The organism is Cytobacillus sp. T106 (genome assembly GCF_040492155.1).
Lineage (GTDB): Bacteria > Bacillota > Bacilli > Bacillales > Cytobacillaceae > Bacillus_AB > Bacillus_AB infantis.
In genome coordinates, this window is the sequence record NZ_JBEUMK010000002.1 from 552,873 (window position 1) to 576,667 (window position 23,795).

At 43.9% G+C, this 23,795-nt stretch carries 17 protein-coding genes and 1 pseudogene; 13 read left to right on the forward strand and 5 right to left on the reverse strand.

Going from position 1 to position 23,795, the window contains the following annotated elements; all coding sequences use genetic code 11:
- The first annotated feature begins 106 nt into the window (after nucleotides 1-106).
- The 4 genes and pseudogenes from ABU165_RS07005 (at nucleotide 107) to mmsB (ending at nucleotide 5,934) form a co-directional block, all read left to right on the forward strand.
- Nucleotides 107-1,171: pseudogene (locus tag ABU165_RS07005) on the forward strand (substrate-binding domain-containing protein).
- An 880-nt stretch (nucleotides 1,172-2,051) separates the two neighbouring features.
- On the forward strand, nucleotides 2,052-3,125 hold the full coding sequence (gene chvE / locus ABU165_RS07010) for a multiple monosaccharide ABC transporter substrate-binding protein (RefSeq protein WP_094768617.1): 1,074 nt from the start codon (nucleotides 2,052-2,054) through the stop codon (nucleotides 3,123-3,125).
- A gap of 66 nt (nucleotides 3,126-3,191) precedes the next feature.
- Nucleotides 3,192-4,751: a multiple monosaccharide ABC transporter ATP-binding protein gene (gene mmsA / locus ABU165_RS07015; protein WP_094768691.1), complete on the forward strand. Its 1,560-nt coding sequence runs from the start codon at nucleotides 3,192-3,194 to the stop codon at nucleotides 4,749-4,751.
- 61 nt (nucleotides 4,752-4,812) lie between these two features.
- Nucleotides 4,813-5,934, forward strand: a complete 1,122-nt coding sequence (gene mmsB / locus ABU165_RS07020; RefSeq protein ID WP_094768690.1) for a multiple monosaccharide ABC transporter permease — start codon at nucleotides 4,813-4,815, stop codon at nucleotides 5,932-5,934.
- Between the two features lie 522 nt (nucleotides 5,935-6,456).
- Here mmsB and ABU165_RS07025 read toward each other — a convergent pair.
- A complete protein-coding gene (locus ABU165_RS07025) occupies nucleotides 6,457-7,332 on the reverse strand; it encodes a glycerophosphodiester phosphodiesterase (RefSeq protein ID WP_248137880.1) in 876 nt (291 codons plus the stop codon).
- 279 nt (nucleotides 7,333-7,611) lie between these two features.
- Between ABU165_RS07025 and ABU165_RS07030 the strand changes: the two genes are divergently transcribed.
- The 6 genes from ABU165_RS07030 to ABU165_RS07055 all read left to right on the forward strand — a co-directional run bounded on the left by ABU165_RS07030 (nucleotide 7,612) and on the right by ABU165_RS07055 (nucleotide 13,540).
- Complete coding sequence (locus ABU165_RS07030) at nucleotides 7,612-8,361, forward strand: MgtC/SapB family protein (protein ID WP_318059900.1); 750 nt, start codon at nucleotides 7,612-7,614, stop codon at nucleotides 8,359-8,361.
- 28 nt (nucleotides 8,362-8,389) lie between these two features.
- Nucleotides 8,390-9,523 (forward strand): ABC transporter ATP-binding protein, encoded by a 1,134-nt coding sequence (locus ABU165_RS07035; protein WP_101549246.1) that lies wholly within the window; start codon nucleotides 8,390-8,392, stop codon nucleotides 9,521-9,523.
- The gene (locus ABU165_RS07040; RefSeq protein ID WP_094768614.1) at nucleotides 9,520-10,458 is read left to right on the forward strand and encodes a carbohydrate ABC transporter permease; all 939 of its coding nucleotides are present in this window, start codon (nucleotides 9,520-9,522) and stop codon (nucleotides 10,456-10,458) included. Before ABU165_RS07035 ends, ABU165_RS07040 begins: the two co-directional genes overlap by 4 nt.
- A gap of 2 nt (nucleotides 10,459-10,460) precedes the next feature.
- The gene (locus ABU165_RS07045) at nucleotides 10,461-11,273 is read left to right on the forward strand and encodes a carbohydrate ABC transporter permease (protein ID WP_318059995.1); all 813 of its coding nucleotides are present in this window, start codon (nucleotides 10,461-10,463) and stop codon (nucleotides 11,271-11,273) included.
- Between the two features lie 77 nt (nucleotides 11,274-11,350).
- Nucleotides 11,351-12,715 (forward strand): ABC transporter substrate-binding protein, encoded by a 1,365-nt coding sequence (locus tag ABU165_RS07050; protein WP_318059901.1) that lies wholly within the window; start codon nucleotides 11,351-11,353, stop codon nucleotides 12,713-12,715.
- 93 nt (nucleotides 12,716-12,808) lie between these two features.
- Complete coding sequence (locus ABU165_RS07055) at nucleotides 12,809-13,540, forward strand: glycerophosphodiester phosphodiesterase (protein ID WP_318059902.1); 732 nt, start codon at nucleotides 12,809-12,811, stop codon at nucleotides 13,538-13,540.
- A gap of 210 nt (nucleotides 13,541-13,750) precedes the next feature.
- Here ABU165_RS07055 and ABU165_RS07060 read toward each other — a convergent pair whose 3' ends face one another.
- The gene (locus ABU165_RS07060; protein ID WP_318059903.1) at nucleotides 13,751-14,239 is read right to left on the reverse strand and encodes a sigma-70 family RNA polymerase sigma factor; all 489 of its coding nucleotides are present in this window, start codon (nucleotides 14,237-14,239) and stop codon (nucleotides 13,751-13,753) included.
- Between the two features lie 245 nt (nucleotides 14,240-14,484).
- Nucleotides 14,485-14,949: a hypothetical protein gene (locus ABU165_RS07065; protein WP_318059904.1), complete on the reverse strand. Its 465-nt coding sequence runs from the start codon at nucleotides 14,947-14,949 to the stop codon at nucleotides 14,485-14,487.
- A 178-nt stretch (nucleotides 14,950-15,127) separates the two neighbouring features.
- On the opposite strand from ABU165_RS07065, the gene ABU165_RS07070 reads away from it, so the two are divergent.
- Complete coding sequence (locus tag ABU165_RS07070; protein ID WP_224949532.1) at nucleotides 15,128-16,261, forward strand: M20 family metallopeptidase; 1,134 nt, start codon at nucleotides 15,128-15,130, stop codon at nucleotides 16,259-16,261.
- A 23-nt stretch (nucleotides 16,262-16,284) separates the two neighbouring features.
- Here the strand turns inward: ABU165_RS07070 and tagU are convergent, their stop codons facing one another.
- Nucleotides 16,285-17,214 (reverse strand): polyisoprenyl-teichoic acid--peptidoglycan teichoic acid transferase TagU, encoded by a 930-nt coding sequence (gene tagU, locus ABU165_RS07075; RefSeq protein WP_318059905.1) that lies wholly within the window; start codon nucleotides 17,212-17,214, stop codon nucleotides 16,285-16,287.
- Between the two features lie 203 nt (nucleotides 17,215-17,417).
- Between tagU and ABU165_RS07080 the strand changes: the two genes are divergently transcribed.
- Complete coding sequence (locus ABU165_RS07080) at nucleotides 17,418-19,718, forward strand: bifunctional 2',3'-cyclic-nucleotide 2'-phosphodiesterase/3'-nucleotidase (protein ID WP_318059906.1); 2,301 nt, start codon at nucleotides 17,418-17,420, stop codon at nucleotides 19,716-19,718.
- A gap of 44 nt (nucleotides 19,719-19,762) precedes the next feature.
- Here the strand turns inward: ABU165_RS07080 and ABU165_RS07085 are convergent, their stop codons facing one another.
- Nucleotides 19,763-21,463 carry an LTA synthase family protein gene (locus tag ABU165_RS07085; RefSeq protein ID WP_318059907.1) on the reverse strand — a complete coding sequence of 567 codons (1,701 nt, stop codon included), beginning with the start codon at nucleotides 21,461-21,463 and terminating at the stop codon, nucleotides 19,763-19,765.
- Between the two features lie 403 nt (nucleotides 21,464-21,866).
- Between ABU165_RS07085 and ABU165_RS07090 the strand changes: the two genes are divergently transcribed.
- Complete coding sequence (locus ABU165_RS07090) at nucleotides 21,867-23,717, forward strand: bifunctional metallophosphatase/5'-nucleotidase (protein WP_318059908.1); 1,851 nt, start codon at nucleotides 21,867-21,869, stop codon at nucleotides 23,715-23,717.
- Nucleotides 23,718-23,795 lie beyond the last annotated feature (78 nt).

Genomic DNA, 23,795 nt, shown 5'->3' on the forward strand with positions numbered 1-23,795 from the left:
AATCCGGGAGGTGCCTGTCACTCCCAATATTCACATAGTCCGTACAAATTTACTCTATCCTATTGTATGATATAGATTATAAATACTTTTGCAGGCTGGTGGATGAATGGCGAAATATAAACAGGTTAAAGAAGAAATTCAATCTTGGATACGGGAAGGCAAAATTAAGCCGGATGAGAGGATCCAATCTGAACATGAGATGGCCGAGCGATTTGCTGTCAGCAGGCATACGATCAGGCAGGCTATGAGTGAACTGGTTCATGAGGGCTGGCTTTACAGGCACCAGGGGAGAGGGACCTTCTGTAAGGATCAGAGCGGAAAAAAAGGCCAGATTGACCGGACCATCGGCATTATAACCACATCTATTTCTGATTATATTTTTCCCTCCATCATTAGAGGCATAGAGTCATATCTAAGTGAAAAAGGATATAATCTGCTTCTCGCAAGTACAAATCATGATATCGGGAGAGAGCGCAAGTGCCTCGAAAATATGCTCGGCAAAAAGCTGGACGGCCTTATTGTCGAGCCTACCAAAAGTGCTCTGCATAACCCTAACCTCAACACGTATTTGAATATTGAGAAAAACAAAATTCCGTACGTTATGATCAATGCCCTATACTCTGAACTTCAGCCTGCAAGCATTACGGTTGATGATGAAAGAGGCGGTTTTATGGCCGCTGAGCATCTTATCCAGCTTGGACATAAGAAAATCAGCGGCATCTTCAAGGTCGATGATATGCAGGGGGTTAACAGGATGAAGGGATTCATGCGTGCGCACCGGCATTATAATATCCCCATTCATCCAGGTACAATTGTGACATATACTACAGAAGATAAAAATGCCAAACCGCAGGAGGCTGCCCGGTAGCTTTTAAAGGATAGGGAGCCCCCGACCGCTTTCTTTTGCTATAATGATCAGATTGCTTTGAATATCCTGGATGTGGCAAGGGAGCAGTCATTAAGAGTCCCGGAAGATGTGTCGCTTGTCGGGTTTGATAACTCTCATCTGGCATCTGTTTCGGAAGTGAAATTCACCAGTTTGACTCATCCGCAAACAGAAATGGGGCGGCTCGCTGCCAGGATGGTTGTTGATTCGATTGAAAAAGGCGTCGAATATGAGCCGGAACTAATTATCAGAAGTTCAACAGCTGAGTTAAAAAGAGAGTTTTAATCAAGAACCTGTTCATTTTATGAACAGGTTTCTTTGTGCGTACAAGTAAACTTTTATTCTAGCAATTAAAGTCTTAGGAGGTATTTTGTTGAAGTAATATTAAAAATTTTCTAAAAACACTGGTAAATTTGTACGTACAATTATATAATGATTTACAAACAATGGTCTGAGAGTGATAGATGCTTGAAAGACTGAAAGAGAAAGTGCTAGTAGAAAACCTGCTACTGCTTTTTTATGAAATTGGAAACGTTTACGGGGAGAATGTGAGTACGGAAAGGCATTGCGGGCAGATTTTACGGAGGTGATACAGGATATTACAGAACAGCGTGTCAAAGACGTGTTGATGAATATCAAGGGCTCAATTTCCACCAGCTGCTTTAGTGTCCTTTATAAAAGCAAGTATGGTTGGGCGCCTCAGGCAAAGATCCATGTTCTCCTATTTAGAAAAGGGTGGATACAGCTTCACGATACTCATGATACTGGAAGCATTTCCTTCTCAGGCCGAACCGTGATTGATTCCATGAAGCAGCAACACTCAAGTTACAGCAGTCATTGAACAGGACGAATTCTCTGCACCTGAGGGGATTAACTACTACAAATAGAAATTAGTGTTTTGATAATTCTGTAAATTAATATTACGGACGTATAGTGTTTTGAATATAATAATTGTACGTACAATTAAGGACCTTGAAAAACATTAAAAACTGTTCATGACTTACGCTTGGAAAACTATTATCTAACTATGAATTTCTCTGTTGTACGTACATACTTACTGAAAATGAAAGCGGTTGCTGATGGTTGGTTGTTTTTTACACTGCTGACTCTAAAGCCTTAAATGGCTTTGAGCATATTTAAGATTAGGAAGAGAGGGGTCATTTAAATGAAAAAGCTATTATCAGCTATGTTCCTGTTAATTCTTGTTTTCTCCATGTCTGCCTGCTCCAGCAGCGGTGCAGGAGGAGATGAAAAAGGTTTTGTCGGAATTGCAATGCCTACTAAATCCTCTGAAAGATGGGTCAGTGATGGCAAGTATATGAAGGATGAGTTTGAGAAGCTTGGTTATAAGGTTGACCTGCAATATGCGGAAGATGTTGTGGAAAACCAGGTGTCCCAGATCGAGAATATGATTACAAAGGGCGTCAACATTCTTGTAATCGCTTCAATTGATGGTGAATCACTGACAAACGTCCTTGATAAAGCGGCTAAGCAGGATATCAGTGTAATCTCGTATGACAGATTGATCAAAAAGACTGAACATGTAAGCTATTATGCAACTTTTGATAACTTCAAGGTAGGTGTGCTTCAGGGCTCTTATATTGAAGAAAAGCTTGGTTTGAAGGATGGGAAAGGGCCATTCAACATCGAATTGTTTGCCGGGTCTCCGGATGATAATAACGCCTATTTCTTTTTTGATGGCGCTATGTCAGTTCTCCAGCCTTATATCGACTCCGGAAAGCTGGTTGTCAAAAGCGGTCAGACAGCATTTGAGCAGGCAGCCACTTTAAGATGGGACGGTGCAACAGCCCAGTCCAGAATGGATAATCTATTAAGCTCCAATTATTCAAGTGACAGAGTGGACGCTGTCCTGTCGCCATATGATGGCATCAGCATCGGAATCCTGTCTTCCTTGAAGGGCGTCGGCTATGGAGACGGAAGTAAGCCTCTGCCGGTGGTTACAGGGCAGGATGCAGAGCTTGCTTCTGTCAAATCCATCATTGCGGGAGAGCAGACACAGACTGTGTTTAAAGATACACGCGAGCTTGCGAAGAAAGCTGTTGAAATGGCAGAGGCTGTCCTTGAGGGAGAAGAAGCAGAAGTAAATGACACTGAAACATATGACAACGGTGAAAAAGTTGTGCCTGCTTATCTCCTTGAACCAGTTTCTGTTGATCAGTCCAATTATGAAGAAGTACTGGTAGACAGCGGATATTATAAGGAAGACGAGCTTAAGTAATAACATGCAATGGATGATTCAGCTGGGCTGAATCATCCATTGCATTTGAAGGGAGCTGACGAAAGGATGCCGGAGTATATTTTGGAAATGAGGAATATCACAAAGGAATTTCCAGGTGTTAAAGCATTGGATCAGGTAAACCTTCAGGTCGCAGATGGGGAAATTCATGCACTGTGCGGCGAGAACGGAGCCGGCAAGTCCACGCTTATGAAGGTGCTGAGCGGTGTATATCCGCATGGGACGTATACAGGAGACATTCTATTTAAAGGGAATGTATGCGAATTTAAAGATATTAAGCAAAGTGAAAATAAAGGAATTGTCATCATTCACCAGGAGCTGGCGCTTATTCCGGAGCTTAGCATTGCGGAAAACATCTTTCTTGGGAATGAACAGGCCAAAAAGGGAATCATCAATTGGAATGAAACGACTGTCAAGACGCTTGAGCTTCTTCGGAAGGTTGGATTGTCTGAGTCCCCGCATGCATTGGTTTCAAATATCGGTGTCGGCAAACAGCAGCTTGTCGAGATAGCCAAGGCGCTTTCAAAAGAAGTGAAGCTGCTTATTCTTGATGAGCCTACCGCTGCCTTAAATGAAAGAGACAGCGAGAATCTGCTCAGGCTGCTCCTGGAATTTAAGAAGCAGGGAATTTCCTCTATTATCATCTCACATAAGCTGAACGAGGTAACAAGCATCTCAGACTCTATCACAATCCTCCGGGATGGACAGACGATCGAGACGCTGGATGTGAAAGAAGACGGCATCTCAGAAGACCGGATCATAAAAGGCATGGTAGGCCGGGATTTAACGAACCGCTATCCTGCCCGTGAACCGGAAATAGGGGAAGTTATGTTTGAGGTAAAAGATTGGGAGGTCTACCATCCCCTCCATGCTGAGCGAAAGGTTATCGACCAGGCAAGCCTCAGCATAAGGCGGGGAGAAATTGTCGGAATTGCCGGGCTGATGGGAGCGGGCCGGACAGAGCTGGCCATGAGCATATTCGGAAAATCATATGGAAAAAACATCAGCGGCAGCCTATTTAAAGACGGCAAGGAAATCCAGCTTAAAGATATCTCCAGTGCCATTAAGAATGGCTTGGCATATGTAACTGAGGACCGGAAGAATTACGGCCTGGTTTTAATTGATGACATCAAATCAAATATATCCCTTGCGAGCCTGAACAAAATTTCCCGGAACCTGGTCATACAGGACCATGCGGAATATAAGGAGGCAGAGGGGTTCCGCCGGAAAATGAATATCAAGACACCAAGCGTACTGCAGAAAACGAATAATCTAAGCGGTGGGAACCAGCAAAAAGTTGTCCTCAGTAAATGGATCTTTTCCGAGCCGGATATTCTGATCCTAGATGAACCTACAAGGGGAATCGATGTTGGTGCAAAATATGAGATATATACGATTATTAATCAGCTGGCAGCCGACGGAAAAGGCATCCTTCTTATATCCTCGGAGCTGCCGGAGCTGCTTGGCATGTGTGACCGCATCTATGTGATGAATGAAGGTCAAATCACAGGTGAGCTTGATAAAAGTGAAGCCAATCAGGAAAGTATCATGAGATATATGACAAAAGCAAGGGGGAAGAACGGTGAACACGAATACGCCACTAAATAATGAAGGGCCAAAGGTTTTGGGAGCCGGATCATTAATCAAAAGCAATGTGAGGCAGTACGGAATGTTCTTTGCATTGGTGCTGATCATGCTTCTATTCCAGGTTCTGACGGACGGAATCCTTCTCAGGCCGCTGAATATTACCAATCTTATACTGCAGAACAGCTATATTCTAGTACTGGCCATTGGCATGGTGCTGGTTATCATTACTGGCCATATCGACTTGTCGGTAGGTTCGATAGCAGCCTTCGTCGGAGCCATTTCAGCCATTTTAATCATCGATTTAAATGTCCCGACCTATCTTGCTGTTTTCCTTTCCTTGGTGCTTGGCGCTTTAATAGGTGCATGGCAGGGGTTTTGGATCGCCTATGTGAAAATACCGGCCTTTATCGTAACGCTGGCAGGCATGCTCCTTTTCAGGGGACTGACCATGCTCGTGCTGAAAGGCCAATCGCTTGCACCATTTCCGGAATCCTTCCAGGCCATGAGCTCAGGCTTCATCCCGGATGTAATAGGGGGAGAAAATGCCGCTCTCCATATCTTTACACTGGTAATTGGGGCTGTATTGTCCATTGTATTTGTCCTTTTTGAGCTGAGAAACAGGAAAAACCAAATGAAGTATAGCTTTGAGATTTCATCAAATGGACTATTCTTCGCTAAACTGACCGGTTTTGTCATCCTTATCAATGTATTTACATATGTCCTGGCTACATATGAGGGAGTGCCTACTATTCTGGTCATTCTATTCGCACTTGTCCTTCTCTATTCTTTTATTATGAAAAAGACGGTGATTGGCCGGCATGTATATGCGATCGGGGGCAACGAAAAAGCCGCAGGATTATCCGGAATCAAAACGAAAAAGGTTACCTTCCTGGTATTTGTCAATATGGGCGTCCTTTCTGCACTGTCAGGCCTCATCTTTGCAGCACGCCTGAATGCAGCGACGCCAAAAGCAGGAAACCTTTTTGAGCTTGATGCCATTGCAGCATGTTTCATCGGGGGAGCATCTGCCTATGGTGGAATTGGAACAGTAGGCGGTGCAATTGTCGGAGGGCTTGTCATGGGCGTCATGAATAACGGGATGTCAATCCTCGGGCTTGGAATTGACTGGCAGCAGGCGATAAAAGGGCTCGTCCTCCTGGCTGCAGTCGCATTCGATATCTATAACAAAAATAAAGCGGCATAGAAAAGAGCTACAGCATCTTGAAAGAATAAGTGAAATGAAAATAGCTTAGAAGCCGCTCCCGGTTTCTAAGCTATTTTTATGGCTTATTCATGATCTGTATGTTTAGAACGTTCACTGATAATTTTCAGTAGAAGAAACTTGTCCTGTGGGGATAGCATGGCCCAGCTTCCTGCTTTGATTTTCATTAGTACCACTCCTTGTGTTTTTTGATTGATAAAAAAACGAATTTTCTGCGGCAGCTAGATGAGTAAACCAACAATGTAACAGCAAGACCTTTTCTCTATAATATTTCCCTAAATTCTTATTATCTTTATACCGCCATTTATTGTAAATGAAACAAAAGAAATATTGACAAGAAACGACTCTATTCACGGACTATTTTCTTATTTCCTGAGAAATATTTGTCTGATTGCCGGAGAGTATCCAAAATTACGGAGATTAGTGGATAAAAGCAATAAGGGTATGTCGAAAAGAAAATATAAAAAACTTCCCGGCCGGGAAGTTTTTTTAGGTTTATACAGATTATTCTTTGCCATTGTGATTACTAATAACCTCTGTCAACGTATCCGAGAAGTCTGTGAACGCTCCAGTTATTCCCCAAGCGACACCTTCTTTCATTTCATTCTGCTTATTAATCGTATAGGGGTGTACAAGCAGTCCGTTTTTCCGCGCCTTCTTTACATACTCTTCATCAATCATATTATAATTCGGGCCGATGCCGGCTGCGTACTTCTGCCACCTTTTGATATCATCGTCTGTCAGCACAGCCTGTTCTTTGTAGGAAATCAGCTGGATAAGAGGGATGCCAGGTTCTTCCCGGTGAATCCTTTTCAGGCTTTTGCTGCTGAAAGATTGGATGATTACGCGGGCAGTTTCCTTTTTGCTGCCTATCAGGCCATAATCATGCAATAGCCTTAAAAGTTCTTCCTCCATTCCGGGATATAAATCAGGAGACTTAGTTTCAATATAATAGTTCACACTGCTTCCGAAATGCTGAAAGATATCCTCCAAAGAAGGGACCTTCAGGCGGCTGTATGCCGGGTCGGCATAGCCGGGATGCTCGCGGTTGAACCAGGAACCAGCATCAAGCTGCTGCAGCTCCTCCAATGTAAAGGACCGGACGGCACCTGACTTATCCGTCGTACGGTCAACTGTTTGGTCATGCATGGCGGCAAGCTTGCCGTCCTTCGTCATCTGCAGGTCGATTTCAATATAATCTGCTCCAAGCTGAGCGGCCATTTCATAGGAAGCAATCGTATGCTCCGGGGCATAGGCCGAGGCACCGCGGTGGCCGATGACAATAAAGCTGTCTGAGGGAGCAGTGAAGTTTCCCTTTGATGAGGAGCATCCAGCTATGGAAAAGAGGAGTATAAATATGATTACAAACTTTATTGGCATGAACTGTCACCTGCTTTAAAAAAATCCTCATTGAATATAGCCAGTATAAACGGTTTTCTTCTTTTTATAGCATAACGGCAAATTTGTGTAAAATAAACCCATGGGATTTATAGGAATTAACTTAATATAAAAAATAGTTTGACAATTATCTGTTTATAAATGTAAGATATTACTAAGTTAATATTTTGTGATGGAGATGCTGGAGGCTCACATAGTTTGCTTAGGGGATTTTATCTAAGCATATTTGTGGCCTCTTTTTATTTGGATGGGGAAGGAGGGATGACTATAACGATAACCATATCGGCTTTAACCATTATTGAAAGGCTGTTTCTGGCTGCTCTTCTCGGGGGCCTGATAGGATGGGAAAGAGATTTAAGAAACAAGCAGGCTGGATTTAAGACCCATCTTCTCGTTTCTGTCGGCTCTGCTTTAATGATGATTCTATCCATTTACGGTTTCAATGAAACGATCGACCATGTTAATGCCCGGTTCGACCCAGCGAGGCTGGCTCATGGTGTTATCAGCGGAATAGGATTCCTTGGGACAGGAGCCATTTTGAAGCACTCCAATAATAGTGTTTCCGGCATTACAACGGCGGCGACTCTGTGGGTGGTCGCGGCAATCGGGCTCAGTGTTGGAAGCGGCTTCTACCTTCCTGCCTACATAACCACAGGCATTGTACTTTTGAATGTATTTGTGCTGAGAAGCCTGGAGTTTAAGTTCCTGACTCCATACAAGTTCTTTGTCTTTACATTGACTGTTTCGGAAGAAGCAAAGGTGCTTGGGAAGCTGAATAAGGTACTGAAAAATGAGAGCGCCTTCATTGAAGCGATCACAATGGCAGACGAATATTACTTCCTGGAGGAGGGCTATATATCCCTTGATATCAGAATCAAAATATCTTCCCGGAAAAATATTCTTTCATTATATGAAAAACTATGCAGTCTTGAGGGGGTAAAGCAGGTCCAGCTGGATCATAGTCCGCTGACAGAAGATTTTCGCAAGCAGGATAAAAATGTAAGCGTTTAACTAAGAGCATCAAGAAAGGAATGGAAAGATGAAAAAAGTCGAATTGATTGATGTATCCAAGTCTTATGATAAAAAGACGGATGTGATCACCAATATCAATGTCACAATTGAGCCTGGAGAATTCTTTGTGCTTGTCGGGCCGTCCGGATGCGGGAAAAGTACGATGCTCCGTATGATTGCCGGGCTTGAGGAAATTACGGGAGGCGTACTGGAAATCGGCGGGAAGGAAGCGAATCTGCTGCCGCCAAGCAAACGGGATATTTCAATGGTTTTCCAGAACTATGCCCTGTATCCGCATCTTTCGGTGGAAGAGAATATTATTTTTGGTCTGCATGTTAAAAAGGTGCCAAAGACTGAGCGGAAAAAACGGTGTGAAGATGTGGCAGCTATGCTTGGTTTATCGGAATACCTGAAACGGAAGCCGAGAGAGCTTTCCGGAGGGCAGCGTCAGAGGGTGGCACTGGCAAGGGCGATCGTCAACCAGGCCCCGATTTGCCTGATGGATGAGCCGCTTTCCAATCTGGATGCGAAGCTCAGGGCCCATATGCGCTCGGAAATCAGGCAAATCCAGCGGCGGCTTGGAATCACCATGATATATGTGACACATGACCAGGTTGAGGCTATGACGATGGGAGACCGCATTATGATCCTCCATGATGGGAAGATCCAGCAGATCGGAAAGCCAATTGATATTTATAATAATCCCGCAAATCCATTTGTTGCAACCTTTATCGGTTCTCCGCCAATGAATATCGCAGAAGGCAGAGTATCAGGGACAGGGGCAGCCGTCGCTCTCGGAGAAGATGCAGCGATAAATGTACCGGCAGAAGACCGTGGACTCCTGTCAGGGGATCGCGTCATTGTCGGCGTCAGGCCTGAGCACCTGAAGGCCGCTTCAAAGGAAACACCTGCAGAAGAAAAAATTCAGGTGGAAGTCATCAATGTGGAAGTGCTGGGCAATGAAACGATCTTTTCCTTTAAACTGGGGGGGAGCGAATGGCTGGCCAAGTGGAACGGCCAGTGGCGGATCCAGGTTGGCGATATTGTGCCGATTGCAATCAGCTATGACTCACTTTGTTTTTTTGATTATGAGACAAAGCAGATTATCAAAACACCAACAGATATTGAGAACCATGTGATTGAAAAGGAGGTGCTGCTATGAAGGCAGAAGTAAGCAGCCCTGTCAGGCAAGCATCAGCTCCAGGCTTGAAGCCTGGCTTATGGAAACGGTCCCTGAATGCGCGTACTGCCCTTTTATATCTTTTTCCTTCCATCTTGCTGTTTTCAGTCTTTATTTTTTATCCGATGTTCCGGACGATCTATTTAAGCTTCTTTTTAACAGACCAGCACGGGGCGGCTTCCCTTTTTGTCGGGATGGAAAACTATGCTTATCTGCTGGAATCAGAGGCATTCCGAAACAGTGTGAAAGCTACGATACTGTTCGTGTTATACACCGTTCCGGCCGGGATCATCATCTCTTTATTCCTGGCTTTGATTGCAAACGAGAAGCTGCGGGGCATCGGTTTTTTCCGGACGATCTATTCCTCGACGATGGGAATATCGGTAGCGGCTTCATCGGTAGTATGGCTTTTCCTGTTCCATCCGAGCGTAGGTATGTTCAACCGCCTGTTAAGCGTGCTGCATCTCCCGCAGGTGCAGTGGCTTTTGGACCCGGATTGGGCTTTGATTTCCGTAGCCATCTCGACCATCTGGCTGAATACCGGATTTTCTTTTCTTATTCTTTTGGGCGGCCTGCAGAATATCGACGAATATTTATACGAGAGTGCAAAGATTGATGGGGCCGGCTACTGGTACCAGCTTCGCAGGATTACGATACCAATGCTGTCGCCGACTTTGTTCTTTATCATCACCATCTCGCTGATCAATGCTTTCCAGACGTTCGGGCAGGTTGATATTTTAACAAAAGGCGGGCCGTCGCAGGCGACCAATCTGATTGTATATTCCATCTACAGGGAAGCATTCATCAACTATCAATTCGGGACAGCAAGCGCACAGGCAGTCTTCCTGTTCATATGCATCCTGATTGTCACCATCCTGCAATTCAAGCTTGGGGAAAAGAAGGTGCATTATCAATGAGCATGAGTATGCCGAGAAAAATATTATTGTATATCCTGCTTGTTCTGGCTGCTTTTCTGCTGTTTTTCCCAGTCCTTTACGCATTCATGATCTCTTTCATGACTGGCGGAGAAATCATGCAGGGCAAATTTTTCCCTAAGGCCTTTCATTTTGACAATTATGTAAAAGTATTCGAGCGGCTTCCGCTCATGAAATATCTAATCAATAGTTTTGTCGTGTCATTCAGTGTCATGCTCGGCCAATTGGTGGTCTGCAGCATGGCGGCATATGCGTTTGTGTTCATTCCTTTCAAAGGAAGGGATTTTATCTTTTTCCTGTTCATTTCAACCATGATGATTCCTTGGGAAGCGACCATGATCCCGAACTTCTTTACGATCCAGAGGCTGGATTGGATCAATACTTATCAGGGGATGACAATGCCGTTCTTTGCACTGGCATTTGGCACTTTCCTGCTGCGTCAGCATTTTAAAACCATCCCGAAGGAGCTCCATGAAGCTTCCCAGGTTGCAGGACTCAGCAGATTTGCCTTCTTCTGGCGGGTCATCCTGCCGGTTTCCAAAACCAGCCTTGTCACTCTCGGGGCCTATGGATTTCTGACAACATGGAATATGTATCTATGGCCGCTCCTTGTGACGACCAACGACCAGGTAAGGACTGTCCAGATCGGGCTCAAGCAGCTGCAATCGCAGGAAGTGGCAACAGAATGGGGAGTCGTGATGGCGGGTGTCATTGTTGTCATTATCCCGACACTTTTGCTTTTGTTCCTGGGGCAGAAGCAGCTTCAAAAAGGATTGACTCAGGGAGCAATCAAATAGGGTTTTACTGCCGGAGGCATGCATTTGCAGGCTTATCCGGCAGCCATATATACAATATGAAAAAGAGGGGTGCAGGAATGAAAAAAGGGTTAAAGTGGTTCTTTATGTTTACAGCAATTTTCAGTTTGCTGCTTATGTCGGCGTGCTCGAACAATGAAAGCTCTTCTGGAGAAGGGAGCAGCAGCAGCAGCGGTTCCGGAGGAGAGACTGAGGACGGCAAGACTGAAATCACCTTCTGGCATGCCATGTCAGGTGCAGGTCAGGAAACTCTGGACAGCATTGTCGCGGACTTTAACAGTTCACAGGATAAATATTCAGTAAAAGCTGAATTCCAGGGTTCTTATGAGGAACTTCTGACAAAGCTCCGCAGTGTAGGCGGCACTAAAGATGCACCAGCGATTACTCAGGTTTTTGAAGTAGGGACGAAGTATATGATCGACAGCGGCTTTATTGAGCCGATGCAGACATTCATTGATAAAGATAATTATGATGTCTCACAGCTCGAGGAAAACATCCTCAATTATTACACGGTGGACGATAAGCTGTATTCCATGCCGTTCAACTCTTCTACACCGGTTATGATTTACAACAAAGATGCTTTTAAAGAAGCTGGCCTTGATCCTGAAAAAGCGCCAGAAACCTTTAATGAAGTGAAGGCAGCGGCGGAAAAGCTGACCAAAAAAGGAGAGCGCTACGGGTTCTCTATGCTTACTTACGGCTGGTTCTTTGAACAGCTGGTTGCGACACAGGGCGGCCTTTATGTGAATGAAGAGAATGGCCGCGCAGGCGACGCAACAAAGTCTGTGTTCAATGGAGAGGAAGGCTTGAGAGTTTTCAACTTCCTTGATGAAATGAATAAGGCCGGCACATTCGGCAACTACGGCACCAACTGGGATGATATCCGCGCAGCATTCCAGACAGGAAAAGTGGCCATGTATATGGATTCCTCTGCAGGCGTCTCTGCAGCCATCAACAATTCCCCATTCGATGTAGGGGTAGCTTTCATCCCATATCCGGATGAAGTCGAAAGACAGGGTGTTGCGATTGGCGGAGCGTCACTATGGATGTCTAAAGGCATTGCTGAAAAGCAGCAGGAAGCCGGCTGGGAATTCATGAAATACCTGGCTTCACCTGAAGCACAGGCGAAATGGCATATCGGAACAGGCTATTTTGCCATCAACCCGGCAGCATATGAGGAAGATATCGTTAAGCAGGAATGGGAAAAATATCCGCAGTTCAAGGTAACAGTAGACCAGCTGCAGCAGACAAAACCATCTGTAGCGACACAGGGCGCACTGATTTCTGTATTCCCGGAATCACGCCAGCAGGTAGTAACAGCGCTTGAAAATCTGTATCAGGGCACAGCCCCTCAGGAAGCGCTTGATCAGGCGGCAGAAGGAACAGACAGGGCAATCGAAATCGCAAATAAAACAAAGAAATAAAACGGCAGGGGCAGCGCTCTATGTTTATGGCTCGTATGCTATAAATAATAAAGGGGCTGCCCCTTTTAATTTGAGTGAAACGAGGTGCACAGTATGGAACATACTAAAATCTACGCCCACCGCGGCAGCAAGGGCACACATCCGGAAAATACCATGCCTGCCTTTAAAGAAGCTGTGAGGCTTGGAGTCGAAGGCATTGAACTGGATGTCCATCTTTCCAGGGACGGCGAGCTGATTGTCATCCATGATGAGAAGGTCGACAGGACGACAGATGGCAAGGGTCATGTCAGGGATATGACACTTGAAGAGCTCAAGAAGCTGGATGCAGGTTCTTGGTTCAGGGAAGATTTTGCCGGAGTGAGGATTCCAGTGCTTGGTGAGGTGCTCGAGCTGCTCCAGGGAACGGGTATAAAGCTGAACGTGGAAATCAAGAGCGATGTGGTTCCTTATGAGGGCATTGAGGAAAAGGTGCTTGAGACGCTTGAGAAATATGATTATAAATCCAATGCGATTATTTCATCCTTTAATCATTACAGCCTCAAGAGAGTTCATCAGCTGGATCATGAAATTGAGACGGCCATCCTGTTCATGGAGGTGCTGTATGAGCCGTGGAAGTATGCTGCTGGAATCGGTGCATCAGCACTGCACGTCTATGCGCCGGTTGCCTATGCGGAGGCAAGCAGGGAGGCGGAACGCAACCAGTTTCCGGTCCGTGTGTTTACGATCAATAAAGAAGAGCAGATGCGTGAGCTGCTTGACCTCGGGGTGGACACCATCATGACAGATTATCCGGAAAAGGCGATGCAGGTTCGGGATGCGAGATAGGTGAACAGCCGCGTTATTTTGCGGCTGTTTTTTTGTTTATGGTGCCGGTCACCATAAAAAAAATGAGCCGGACGTGCTGATGCCAGTCAGCAGGCCGGGCTTTAAAAATGGGGTAAAACGATGATAAACCTTGGTATAGCTCTACTATACAGTTCCCTGTCTATGAAATAGTTATAGTCTGGTTAAAAATGGTTACAGAAAGGTTACAGTTCAACTAAATATTTCCCGGCTTCCTTTCAGTCTCTCTTTAGCGCCTTTCCGCCATGCCTTGACTGCAGATAAAGAAACCCTTTCCCTTTCGGCAATTTCCGGGACCGTCAAGTCCTCCAGCACCGTATACAGCACCCATTTTGTCTGATTGTCTGTCAGCTCCCCGCAGTATGAGAGGATCAGTTTTTTCTCAAACGGCACTCTAGAATCAGCACCCTCGATATTTTCCCAGAATTCTTCCTTCGCATAAACCTTATGTTCTGCCTCTCTATTGGTTCGGGTCATTTCTGTCAGGAACTTGCCTTTGATAGTGGTGTAGGCAAAATTAGTGAACTCGCCTTTTTCCGGCCGGAAGTTTTTATGTGCTTCCCAAAGGGCAATCAGGCCAATCTGCAGGAATTCATCTTCATTTTTATAGATGGATAGTGTGCGGATGATCTTCCGGATCATCGGCTGGTATTGTTCTGCAAGCAGTTCAAAGTTTTCCATGCGGACTTTCCTATCGGGCGGCGCGCCTGCCAGGTATTCCCGGGTAAGTTCAGCATAGTTGGGAAATAAATTGTGTGCGAATCAGGGAAAATTTCGTTTTTAGTACTTTTTTATCTTAAAAATGATATTTTTTATAAAAAATTCGTATAAAAATCATGGGAAATAAGAAAAAATGAAATAAATGCCAATTAATCAGAAAATGAAGAAAACCATCCTTAAATAAGAAAGGTTTTGCAGGAGAATTCTTATTTCTGCTTATAATCCCAAAGGATCCGCCAGCCATCCTCCATCTCGGCCGCAAACACATCCTGCACTAAATTGAAATTTCCGTACTTCCCTTTGTATATCTGGGTAACCGTGACTTTATAAACCTTAGGAAAGGTTTCCCCGCCATCTGCCATCCTCCAGTTCTCAAGCTTCTCCGCCTTGCCAAGCTCATAGGAAAAGGTATTGACCCCGAAATGGTTCAAAAAGACGTGGGCCCGGTCCTGGATATAGGGGCCTTTGTCAAACTTCTTTTTCATGTCGGGATGGAAAAGCTCCCAGGAAGCCGAAAAATCGCCTTTTTGCTCGTATGTATAAAACTCATCCACCGTGCTGATGGCCCGCTTTTCTGCGGAAGGCAGGACGAGCCGGATAAGGAAAAAGAGGGCCGCACAGGCAATGAGAATCACGATAAGCTTAATGGGGAATTTGCTTCTTTTTTTCATCTCGCCCGCCTCCTTTTAGACAAGTTATAAAAAGATATTCGCCAGAAAGGAAAAATATCACCGGACAAATTTATCTTGTTAACATTCTCCAATTGTGAAACATAAACAAAATAGTAAGGTATAATCGATACATAACAAAAGTGCTTAATTGCGGCTCATTTTTATGGAGGGGTAAAAAGTGGAGGTTTTTATACGAAGCAGGCAAGGGGAAATGCTGGAGCTGATCGAAAGGCTCGTCAATATCGACAGCGGTTCCCACAATAAAGAGGGGGTAGATAGAGTAGGCTCTATCCTGAAGGAAGAGTACGAAAGGCTCGGGTTCCTGGTCCAGGTCGACGAACAGGAGAAGTATGGCAACAATCTGATCATCAGGCACAAAAATGCCATTGATCCGAAGATCATCCTTGTTGCCCATATGGATACGGTATTTCCTGACGGGACAGCAGCCAAAAGGCCGTTCCGGATCGAGGGGAACAGGGCGCTGGGACCGGGTGTGGCGGATATGAAGTCCAGCCAGGCTGAGCTTTTATATGCTTTGAAGGCATTGATAGCGAGCGGGACAAAGGGATATGAAAATGTCCTGATTGTACTGAACACAGATGAAGAAATCGGCTCGCCGGCTTCCAAGAAGCTGATCATCGGGCAGGCGGCGGGCAAGGAGTATGCCCTGATCATGGAGCCTGCCAGGAAGGACGGGTCGCTCGTTTCCTCACGGAGGGGAGGCGGCCGCTACAAGGTGATCGTCAAAGGGCGCGCTGCCCATTCGGGGATTGAGCCGGAAAAAGGGCGCAGCGCGATCGAGGAGCTGGCCCACAAGATCATCCAGCTTCATGAGCTCAACGATCATGAAAAAGGCATCAGCGTCAATGTCGGGCTGATCGAAGGCGGTTCGGCCGTCAATACAGTATCGCCAAGCGCTGTCGCCCATGTGGACATCCGCATCACCGATATGGAGCAGGCGAGATTCCTTCAGGAAAAAATTGAGGAAATCTGCTCCCACACCGATGTTCCTGGCACGAGGGTGGAGGTGAAGGGCAGAATCAGCCGCCCGCCGATGGAGAAGAATGAGCAGAATGAATCGCTTCTTCATGTCATTCAGGAGGTCGGCAAGGAAATTGGGCTTGAGGTTTCCGATACGGCGACAGGCGGCGGATCTGACGCCAGCTTCACCTCTGCCAATGGCGTTGCGACAGTGGATGGGCTCGGGCCTGTCGGCGGCAATGCCCACAGCGAAAATGAATATGTAGAAATTCCGACGCTTGCGGAAAGGACGCTGCTTTTGGCGAAGACGATCCAGCGGCTGTCGGAATAAAAAAGGAGCCTTAATTGGCTCCTTTAATTTATATTCAGGTGTGCTCTCAATTCTTCCTGAACACGTGCCTGTTCTTCATCAGAGACAATCAAGTACCAAATAGAATCAATTTTCTGTCCCTGTCCCTCAATAGTCATTTGCTGAATATTTTTACTGGCATCTTTATAGCCTTTTTGAATATCAACCATTTCACTAAATGTTAAATTGGTTTTGATATTCTTGCCCAAAGCAGAGAATATTTCATCAAAATTTGATAGAGACGAGATACTTGCCCCTTCTTTAATAACCGCTTGTATAACCTGACGCTGCCTTAGCTGCCGGCCAAAATCTCCCCGTGGATCATCATACCGCATCCGTGAAAATTTAAGAGCTTTTTCTCCGTTTAGAGTGATGCTTCCTTCAGGGAAATGTACCTCTCCAGATGTGAAATCCAGATCATTTTCAACAGTGACTCCGCCCACCGCATCAACAATATCCTTAAAGCCTTCCATATTGATTTGCATATAATAATCAATTGGGATATCCAGGAAGTTCTCAACAGTATTCATGGACATTTCTATTCCGCCGAAGGCATAGGCATGATTAATTTTATCTACCGTTCCATGTCCTACAATTTCTGTACGGGTGTCCCTTGGGATGCTTAGCATTTTTGCAGACTTTGTTTCCGGGTTTACAGTCAATACAATCATGGTATCTGAACGGCCTTTATCATTATCACGCTCATCCACACCAAGCATAAGCACCGAAAACGGTTCCTTCTTTTCGAGTGTTACAACCTGCTCCCTCTTGTCTGACTTTTCTCTCTCTATTGGCTGGTGCATTGTATCCACTGCTTTAGTTAATGAATGATATATAGAATAAGCATAAGCACCGCCCGCGATAATTAACAGCCCAAAAACAATTCCTGTTACCTTCAGCCAGGTACGGCCCTTTTTCTTCTTCCGATTATTCATGATTTAGCTCCTTCTCTTGCAAAATATAGCAATAAACACATTATATTAAAAACCGGCTTATAATAATAGCAATTTCTTGAGTCAAATGTTTGGGATGTAGGTCTATAGTAGGGGTCTGACCCTTTACAAAAAATATATATTTCAATTTTAAATGTTATGATATTATGAAATAGTTGCAATATTATCACTAGGGGGAAGTTAGCGTGAAAAATTCAAGTAAGAAGAAAGTGGCTGGGGTTGCACTGGCGTTAGGGTTGATTATTCCACAGGCGGCACCGGCTATTACTTATGCAGATGTAGTGAATAATGATGTTGTAAAGCTGAGGATTTTGGAGACAACTGATATTCATACGAATATTGTAAACTATGATTATTACAAGGATGCACAAACTAATGAATTTGGCCTTTCTAAAACTGCAACTCTAATAGAAGCTGCACGTAAAGAAGAGAAGAATACTTTACTATTTGATAACGGCGATCTTATTCAAGGAAGCCCCCTAGGCGATTATGCCGGACGCATCAAGCCGACAAAAGAGGGGGAAGTGCACCCTGCAATTAAGGCATTGAATCTATTGAAATATGATGCTGCCACTGTAGGAAACCATGAGTTTAACTATGGACTGGATTTGCTTGATGAATCTTATGATGATGCTGAATTTGATTTGGTAAACGCCAATGTTTACCATGATGATAAAGATAATAACCCTGATAACGATAAAAACTATTTTACTCCATATAAAATCATGGATAAACAGGTCACTGATGAAGATGGGGAAACTCATACAATCAAAGTAGGTGTCATTGGCTTTGTACCTCCGCAGATTATGACTTGGGATAAAGCAAACCTTGAGGGAAAGGTCATTGTTAAAGACATTGTAAAATCTGCAGAGACTTTTGTACCAAAGATGAAGGCTGATGGTGCTGATATCATTGTTGTGTTATCGCATTCTGGTATTGATACTGCAGCTAACGAAGGCAACGAGGAAAACGCTTCATATTATCTAACTAAAGTTGAAGGCATCGATGCTGTTTTAACTGGTCACCAGCATAAGAAATTCCCGGCAGCTGCAGGTGTGAAAGCTGATTTTGCGGATGGGAATGGCTTCGATAATGCAAAAGGCACCATAAATGGCGTGCCGGTAACAATGCCAGGTTCATGGGGAGATAACCTGGGTGTTATTGACCTGACTGTAGAAAAGAAAGATGGAAAGTGGGATGTAACGGATTCAGCTGCTACACTCCGCGCCATTGCAGACAAAGATAAGAAGCCTTTAGTTGAAAGCAGCAAAGCTGTAGAAGACGCAATTAAGGCTGAGCACCAAGGGACACTTGAATATGTGAGGGGACCTGTTGGGGAAACTACTGCGGCCATTAACAGCTACTTTGCTCTGGTTCAAGATGATCCTTCTGTGCAAATTGTAACCAATGCTCAAAAATGGTATGTAGAGAATGCTTTGAAAGATACAAAATACAAGGACCTCCCTATATTATCTGCGGGCGCTCCTTTTAAAGCAGGCGGCCGGAACGGCTCCAGCTATTACACTGATATAGCTCCAGGAGAAATTGCAGTCAAAAACGTTTCTGATTTATACCTGTATCCTAATACGGTACATGCTGTTAAGGTTAATGGCTCAGATTTGAAAGAGTGGCTTGAGTGGTCAGCCGGCCAGTTCAAACAAATTGATCCTAAAAAGACAGAAGCACAAGAACTAGTCAACGGGGATTTCCCAACTTACAATTTTGATATCATTGATGGTGTAACTTATGAGATTGATGTTACTGAACCGGCAAAATATGATTCTTCGCAGAATGTTGCAAATGCTAATGCCAATAGAATCAAAAACCTAAAGTTTAATGGGAAGCCAGTAACTTCAAATATGGAATTTATTGTGGCAACGAATAATTACCGTGCCAGCGGCGTAAAACTGCCAAGCAAAGAAATCGTACTTGCAGCACCTGATGAAAATCGTCAGGCTATCATTGATTATATCGCCCAGACAAAAACGATAAATCCAACTGCAGACAAGAACTGGAGCTTTGCACCTATTAAAGGAGCAAACGGTGTAAAAGTATCATTCCAATCATCGCCGAATGCCCAGAAATATCTATCAAAAGATGGTAGTATCAAATATTTAAGCACGCTGGATACTGGCTTTGCTGAATATGAACTTACTATCCCTGCAATGAAGGATGAAAAGCCAGAAACCAAACCAGAAACACCTAATCCTGCATCCAAAGTATTCTGGGACGGCTTATTAATGAAAAAAGGCCAGATTGGTAAAGTAACGATTGAAAAACCGATCAACCTGTGGAAGCGTGAAGGAGACAAACTTGTATTTGTCCGTATTCTAAAGCCGGGCGAACAATACCGTGTTTATCGTTATGATAATAAATACGGCGGCCAGTACGGATTAGGAGCTGATCATTATGTAACCAATATGAAAGGTTACGTCAAATATCAGACTCCATCGAAAGCGAAGCTGAAAGCATTGAACGGACAGTGATTAAAATAATAGGGTCAGACCCCTACTTTAGTAGGGGTCTGACCCTATTTAATTTCCCCTATTAAATCGTTTTCCAATAGAAACTTTGAAATATCCACTTCCTGTTTCAATCTATCATAGTTCGTCCTGCAGGCAGCTAGTTCCACTGGTTCGCCTGTTTCAGCATCAATGCACTTGCCCGATTCAAATCTGCCATCATGGGAAGCCAGGTAATCTAAACTGTCACTATAGAAGGTGTAAGGAGTAGTTTCATAATAAAAGCCTGCAAATCCAGGTACGGGAGCATCAAGGCTTCTCCCCATTTGTGCAAGCTGTTGGTCTAATCCAATCAAGCTGCTCAGTGTAGGATAAATATCTATCTGGCTTCCGACTGACTCGTTCTGTACTCCTTCAGTCTGCCCGGGATGGTGAATGATGAGCGGAATATTGAACTGCTCTTTTGTGTCAAAATCAATATCCAAAATTTTCTTTAATTCCGGACGGTCTTTTGGAATTGGACCATAATGGTCACCATAAACGGCAAAAATAGTGTCATCCCATATATCTTCTTTCTTCAATTCCTCAATGAAGACTCCAAGGGACTTATCAAAATAATGTACGGCCTGCAGATAATTGCCTGTATTGGTTCCTTCGATTGATCCAGGCAAGTTCATATATTCGTATTTGGAAGGGAGTTTAAAAGGTCGATGATTCGTCAGACTGACGATGAAGCTATAAAACGGCTTTTTGCTTTCCTTATAGATGGGAATCATCTGCTTGAATATGCTCTCATCGGAAATCCCTAGCTCGATAATTTCGTCTTCTTTCATTTTAAAATGATTACGATGATAAAAATCCTGATATCCTTGTTTGGCATATGCCATCCCCCGATTCCAAAATTCCTTGGAATTTCCATGGGAGGCACTTGTTGAGTAGCCTTCCTCTTGCAGGATTTTCCCCAATGACCGGTAAGTGTTATTTGGATAGGTTTTATATATTCCCAGATCAGACATTGGATATAACGAATTGTTGGCAACAAATTCTGCATCGGAAGTATTGCCTCTGCCGATTTGCAGATAAATATTATTATAATAGTGGCTGCTTTCAACCAGATTGTTAAGATTAGGGGTTACTTCTTGTCCATAAACGGACAAACCGATTGGGAAATCATTGAGGGACTCAGCTTGAATAATGATAAGATTTCTTCCTTTAAATTGGCTAAAATAAGGTGAATCCTTTTGCTGGTCTTGCCTTGTTTTAAAATAGTCCTTAATTTCCTCAAGCCTTGTAAGTTCTTTCTCCGTTATTTCTTCTGCAAAGGCCTTACTTAAAAAAGTCTGGGAAATATCATAAATATGGGCGGGCAGCACGCCAGTCAATGAAGTTTTATACTGATCAGAGAAGGTGTCTTTTAATGGGTAATAGGCGGAGAATAGCAGTATGGCAATACCTCCCACCCCAACGGCAGCACCCAGTAATGTATTAAGCCGGGCGCCTGAATATCTTTGATGAAGAGTAATCAGGAGTAAAAGCAAGGGAAAATCGGCCCAATACCATATATCACTCCAATATAACAAGGAAATGATAGATTCAATCACTTCCCCAAGCTGGCCAGCCTGACCCAGCAACTCTATATGGAGTATAGCATCGTAGTATCGTTCATATACAACATCTGAATACAAAAGAAGGGACAATAGGAAATAGGTCAGTATGAAGAAAGGGTACTTTATTTGGTTGCTCTTCAGGGATAGGAAGCTTCCTAACATAAGACCAACTCCTGAAGCAGCAAGCAAATTAAACTTCTTATGCGGATTCAGTTCAAGTTCATGGATAAAATAAAATGACTTAATAAGCCAAAAAACGGTTACAAATCCAATAACAAAGGCAGCCATTATAAGAGATCTGTATTTTGCAAAGTACTTACTCAACGGACTTTCACCCTCTTGATGTTCAAGTTTACAATATCTTAACATAAAGTTTACGGAAAATTTAAAATAATTAAAGTGTAAATACGACAGCATTTTTAAGCGTGTCGAAAGGTGGGGTCAGACCCCTACTTTAGTAGGGGTCTGACCCCATATTTACAAAACATGTAACACAGCTTTACATTTTTTATGTATAATTACTTTTGGAATAATAAAAAATATTTAGAATTTTAGGAGGTAGGAAATGAACATTCTTAAAAAAGGATTTGCTGTCCTGACTGCAGCCTTTGTCATTGGTTCAGGCATTGGTCCGGCGGTGTCAGCGAATGCAGAAGAGTCTGCTGCAGGGACAAAGAAAATCACGATTTTGCACACAAATGATTCACACGGACGTGCGGTTGAGAGTGACAATGACGGCATGGGATTTGCAAAGATTTCTACTCTGGTAAAGAAGTTTGAAAGTGAAAATCCCAATACACTTCTTTTGGATGCGGGAGATACTTTTCATGGAACGAATTTTGCTACCTTGAATAAAGGCGACAGCATCGCGGAAATTATGAATAAAGTTGGCTATGATGGAATGGCGGCAGGTAACCATGATTTTAACTATGGCTACCAAAGGCTGCTGGAACTTGAAAAGAAAGTAGTGTTCCCGGTTTTAAGCGCCAATGTCAAAAAGCAGGATGGAACGCGCTTGCTTAAGCCTTATGAAATAAAGGAAGTTGATGGAATCAAACTGGGGATCTTCGGGCTATCTACTCCTGAAACTCACTATAAAACACATCCTAAAAATGTCGAGGGATTGACATTTACAGATCCTGCTGCTGAAGCAAGGGAAATGGTTAAGGAGCTGAAAGCTCAAAATGTCGATGCAATCATTGCTGTAACCCATCTTGGCATTGATGAGTCAAGTACCGATACATCAATCAAGGTAGCCAAGGAAGCACCAGGCATTGACCTTATTGTAGATGGCCACAGCCATTCTGTACTTGTTGAAGGACTCAAGGGCGAAAACGATACACTAATCGTAAGTGCAGGTGAGTATACAAAAAATCTTGGAACTGTCGAATTGACTTTTGATGGCAAAAAAATTGTCAGCAAAACAGCGAAGCTTATCAAAAAAGAAGAAACAGCTGATATTGTGCCAGATCCTGCAGTTGAAGAAGTAATTAAAAAGATTCAATCAGCTCAAGAAGAAATTCTTTCACAAGTGATTGGAAAAACCGCCGTCAAGCTGGATGGAGAACGTGAACAGGTCCGGGGGGGAGAAACTAACCTGGGGAACCTCATTACTGATGCCATGGTTGATGTAACAGGGGCCGATATGGCAATTACGAATGGAGGCGGGATTCGTGCTTCCATCGATGCAGGGAATATAACAAAAGGTGATGTTATTACCGTACTGCCTTTTGGTAATTATATTGTGACGAAGAAATTAAAAGGTTCGCAAATCAAAGCAGGCATTGAGAATGGCGTAAGTGCCTACCCTGATGTAAAAGGTGCTTTTCCACATGTTTCAGGTTTAACTTTTGCTATTGACCCTTCGCAGCCTGTCGGCAGCCGTGTGCATTCAATGAAAATCGACGGCAAAGCCGTTGATATGAATAAAGAGTATGTAGTGGCTACGAATGACTTTATGGCAGCAGGCGGAGATGAATATACTTCATTTAATGACAGCCCGATCCTTAATGAGTATCAGGCTCTAGATGAAGCATTAATTAACTATATTCAGAAAATCGGTACGGTAAATGCCAAAGTGGAAGGGCGCGTCGTTTCTGCCCCGCTTAATGAGGACAAGCCGGTTGATAGTAAGCCTGCTCCTAAGATTTATTGGGATGGCCTGCTCATGAAGAAAGGGCAGATCGGAAGAGTAGTGGTGAAGCAGCCGATTAATCTGTGGAAACGCGATGCGAATGACAAACTTACATTCGTGCGAGTATTAAAGGTAGGGGAGCAATACAGGGTTTACCGCTATGACAACAAATACTTTGGCCAATACGGCCTGGGCGGCGGCTATTACGTAACGAATATGGAAGGCTATATAGGGTATGAAACGCCATCCAAGAAAAAGCTTGCTCAATTGATGGGACAATGATAAAAAAAGCTGCCGAAAGGCAGTTTTTTTATTGATGGTGCCTTCCTTGTAAACAAGGCGGCAATATCATTATAATGG

Bases quoted from the DNA above. Each gene is read 5' to 3' on its own strand.
- ABU165_RS07035 (WP_101549246.1), top strand. From the start codon at position 8,390: ATGAAAAAAGTCGAATTGATTGATGTATCCAAGTCTTATGATAAAAAG.
- chvE (WP_094768617.1), top strand. From the start codon at position 2,052: ATGAAAAAGCTATTATCAGCTATGTTCCTGTTAATTCTTGTTTTCTCC.
- ABU165_RS07055 (WP_318059902.1), top strand. From the start codon at position 12,809: ATGGAACATACTAAAATCTACGCCCACCGCGGCAGCAAGGGCACACAT.
- tagU (WP_318059905.1), bottom strand. From the start codon at position 17,214: ATGAATAATCGGAAGAAGAAAAAGGGCCGTACCTGGCTGAAGGTAACA.
- ABU165_RS07065 (WP_318059904.1), bottom strand. From the start codon at position 14,949: ATGAAAAAAAGAAGCAAATTCCCCATTAAGCTTATCGTGATTCTCATT.
- ABU165_RS07045 (WP_318059995.1), top strand. From the start codon at position 10,461: ATGAGTATGCCGAGAAAAATATTATTGTATATCCTGCTTGTTCTGGCT.
- ABU165_RS07060 (WP_318059903.1), bottom strand. From the start codon at position 14,239: ATGGAAAACTTTGAACTGCTTGCAGAACAATACCAGCCGATGATCCGG.
- ABU165_RS07040 (WP_094768614.1), top strand. From the start codon at position 9,520: ATGAAGGCAGAAGTAAGCAGCCCTGTCAGGCAAGCATCAGCTCCAGGC.
- ABU165_RS07085 (WP_318059907.1), bottom strand. From the start codon at position 21,463: ATGTTAGGAAGCTTCCTATCCCTGAAGAGCAACCAAATAAAGTACCCT.
- mmsA (WP_094768691.1), top strand. From the start codon at position 3,192: ATGCCGGAGTATATTTTGGAAATGAGGAATATCACAAAGGAATTTCCA.
- ABU165_RS07025 (WP_248137880.1), bottom strand. From the start codon at position 7,332: ATGCCAATAAAGTTTGTAATCATATTTATACTCCTCTTTTCCATAGCT.
- ABU165_RS07030 (WP_318059900.1), top strand. From the start codon at position 7,612: ATGACTATAACGATAACCATATCGGCTTTAACCATTATTGAAAGGCTG.
- mmsB (WP_094768690.1), top strand. From the start codon at position 4,813: ATGTTCTTTGCATTGGTGCTGATCATGCTTCTATTCCAGGTTCTGACG.
- ABU165_RS07090 (WP_318059908.1), top strand. From the start codon at position 21,867: ATGAACATTCTTAAAAAAGGATTTGCTGTCCTGACTGCAGCCTTTGTC.
- ABU165_RS07050 (WP_318059901.1), top strand. From the start codon at position 11,351: ATGAAAAAAGGGTTAAAGTGGTTCTTTATGTTTACAGCAATTTTCAGT.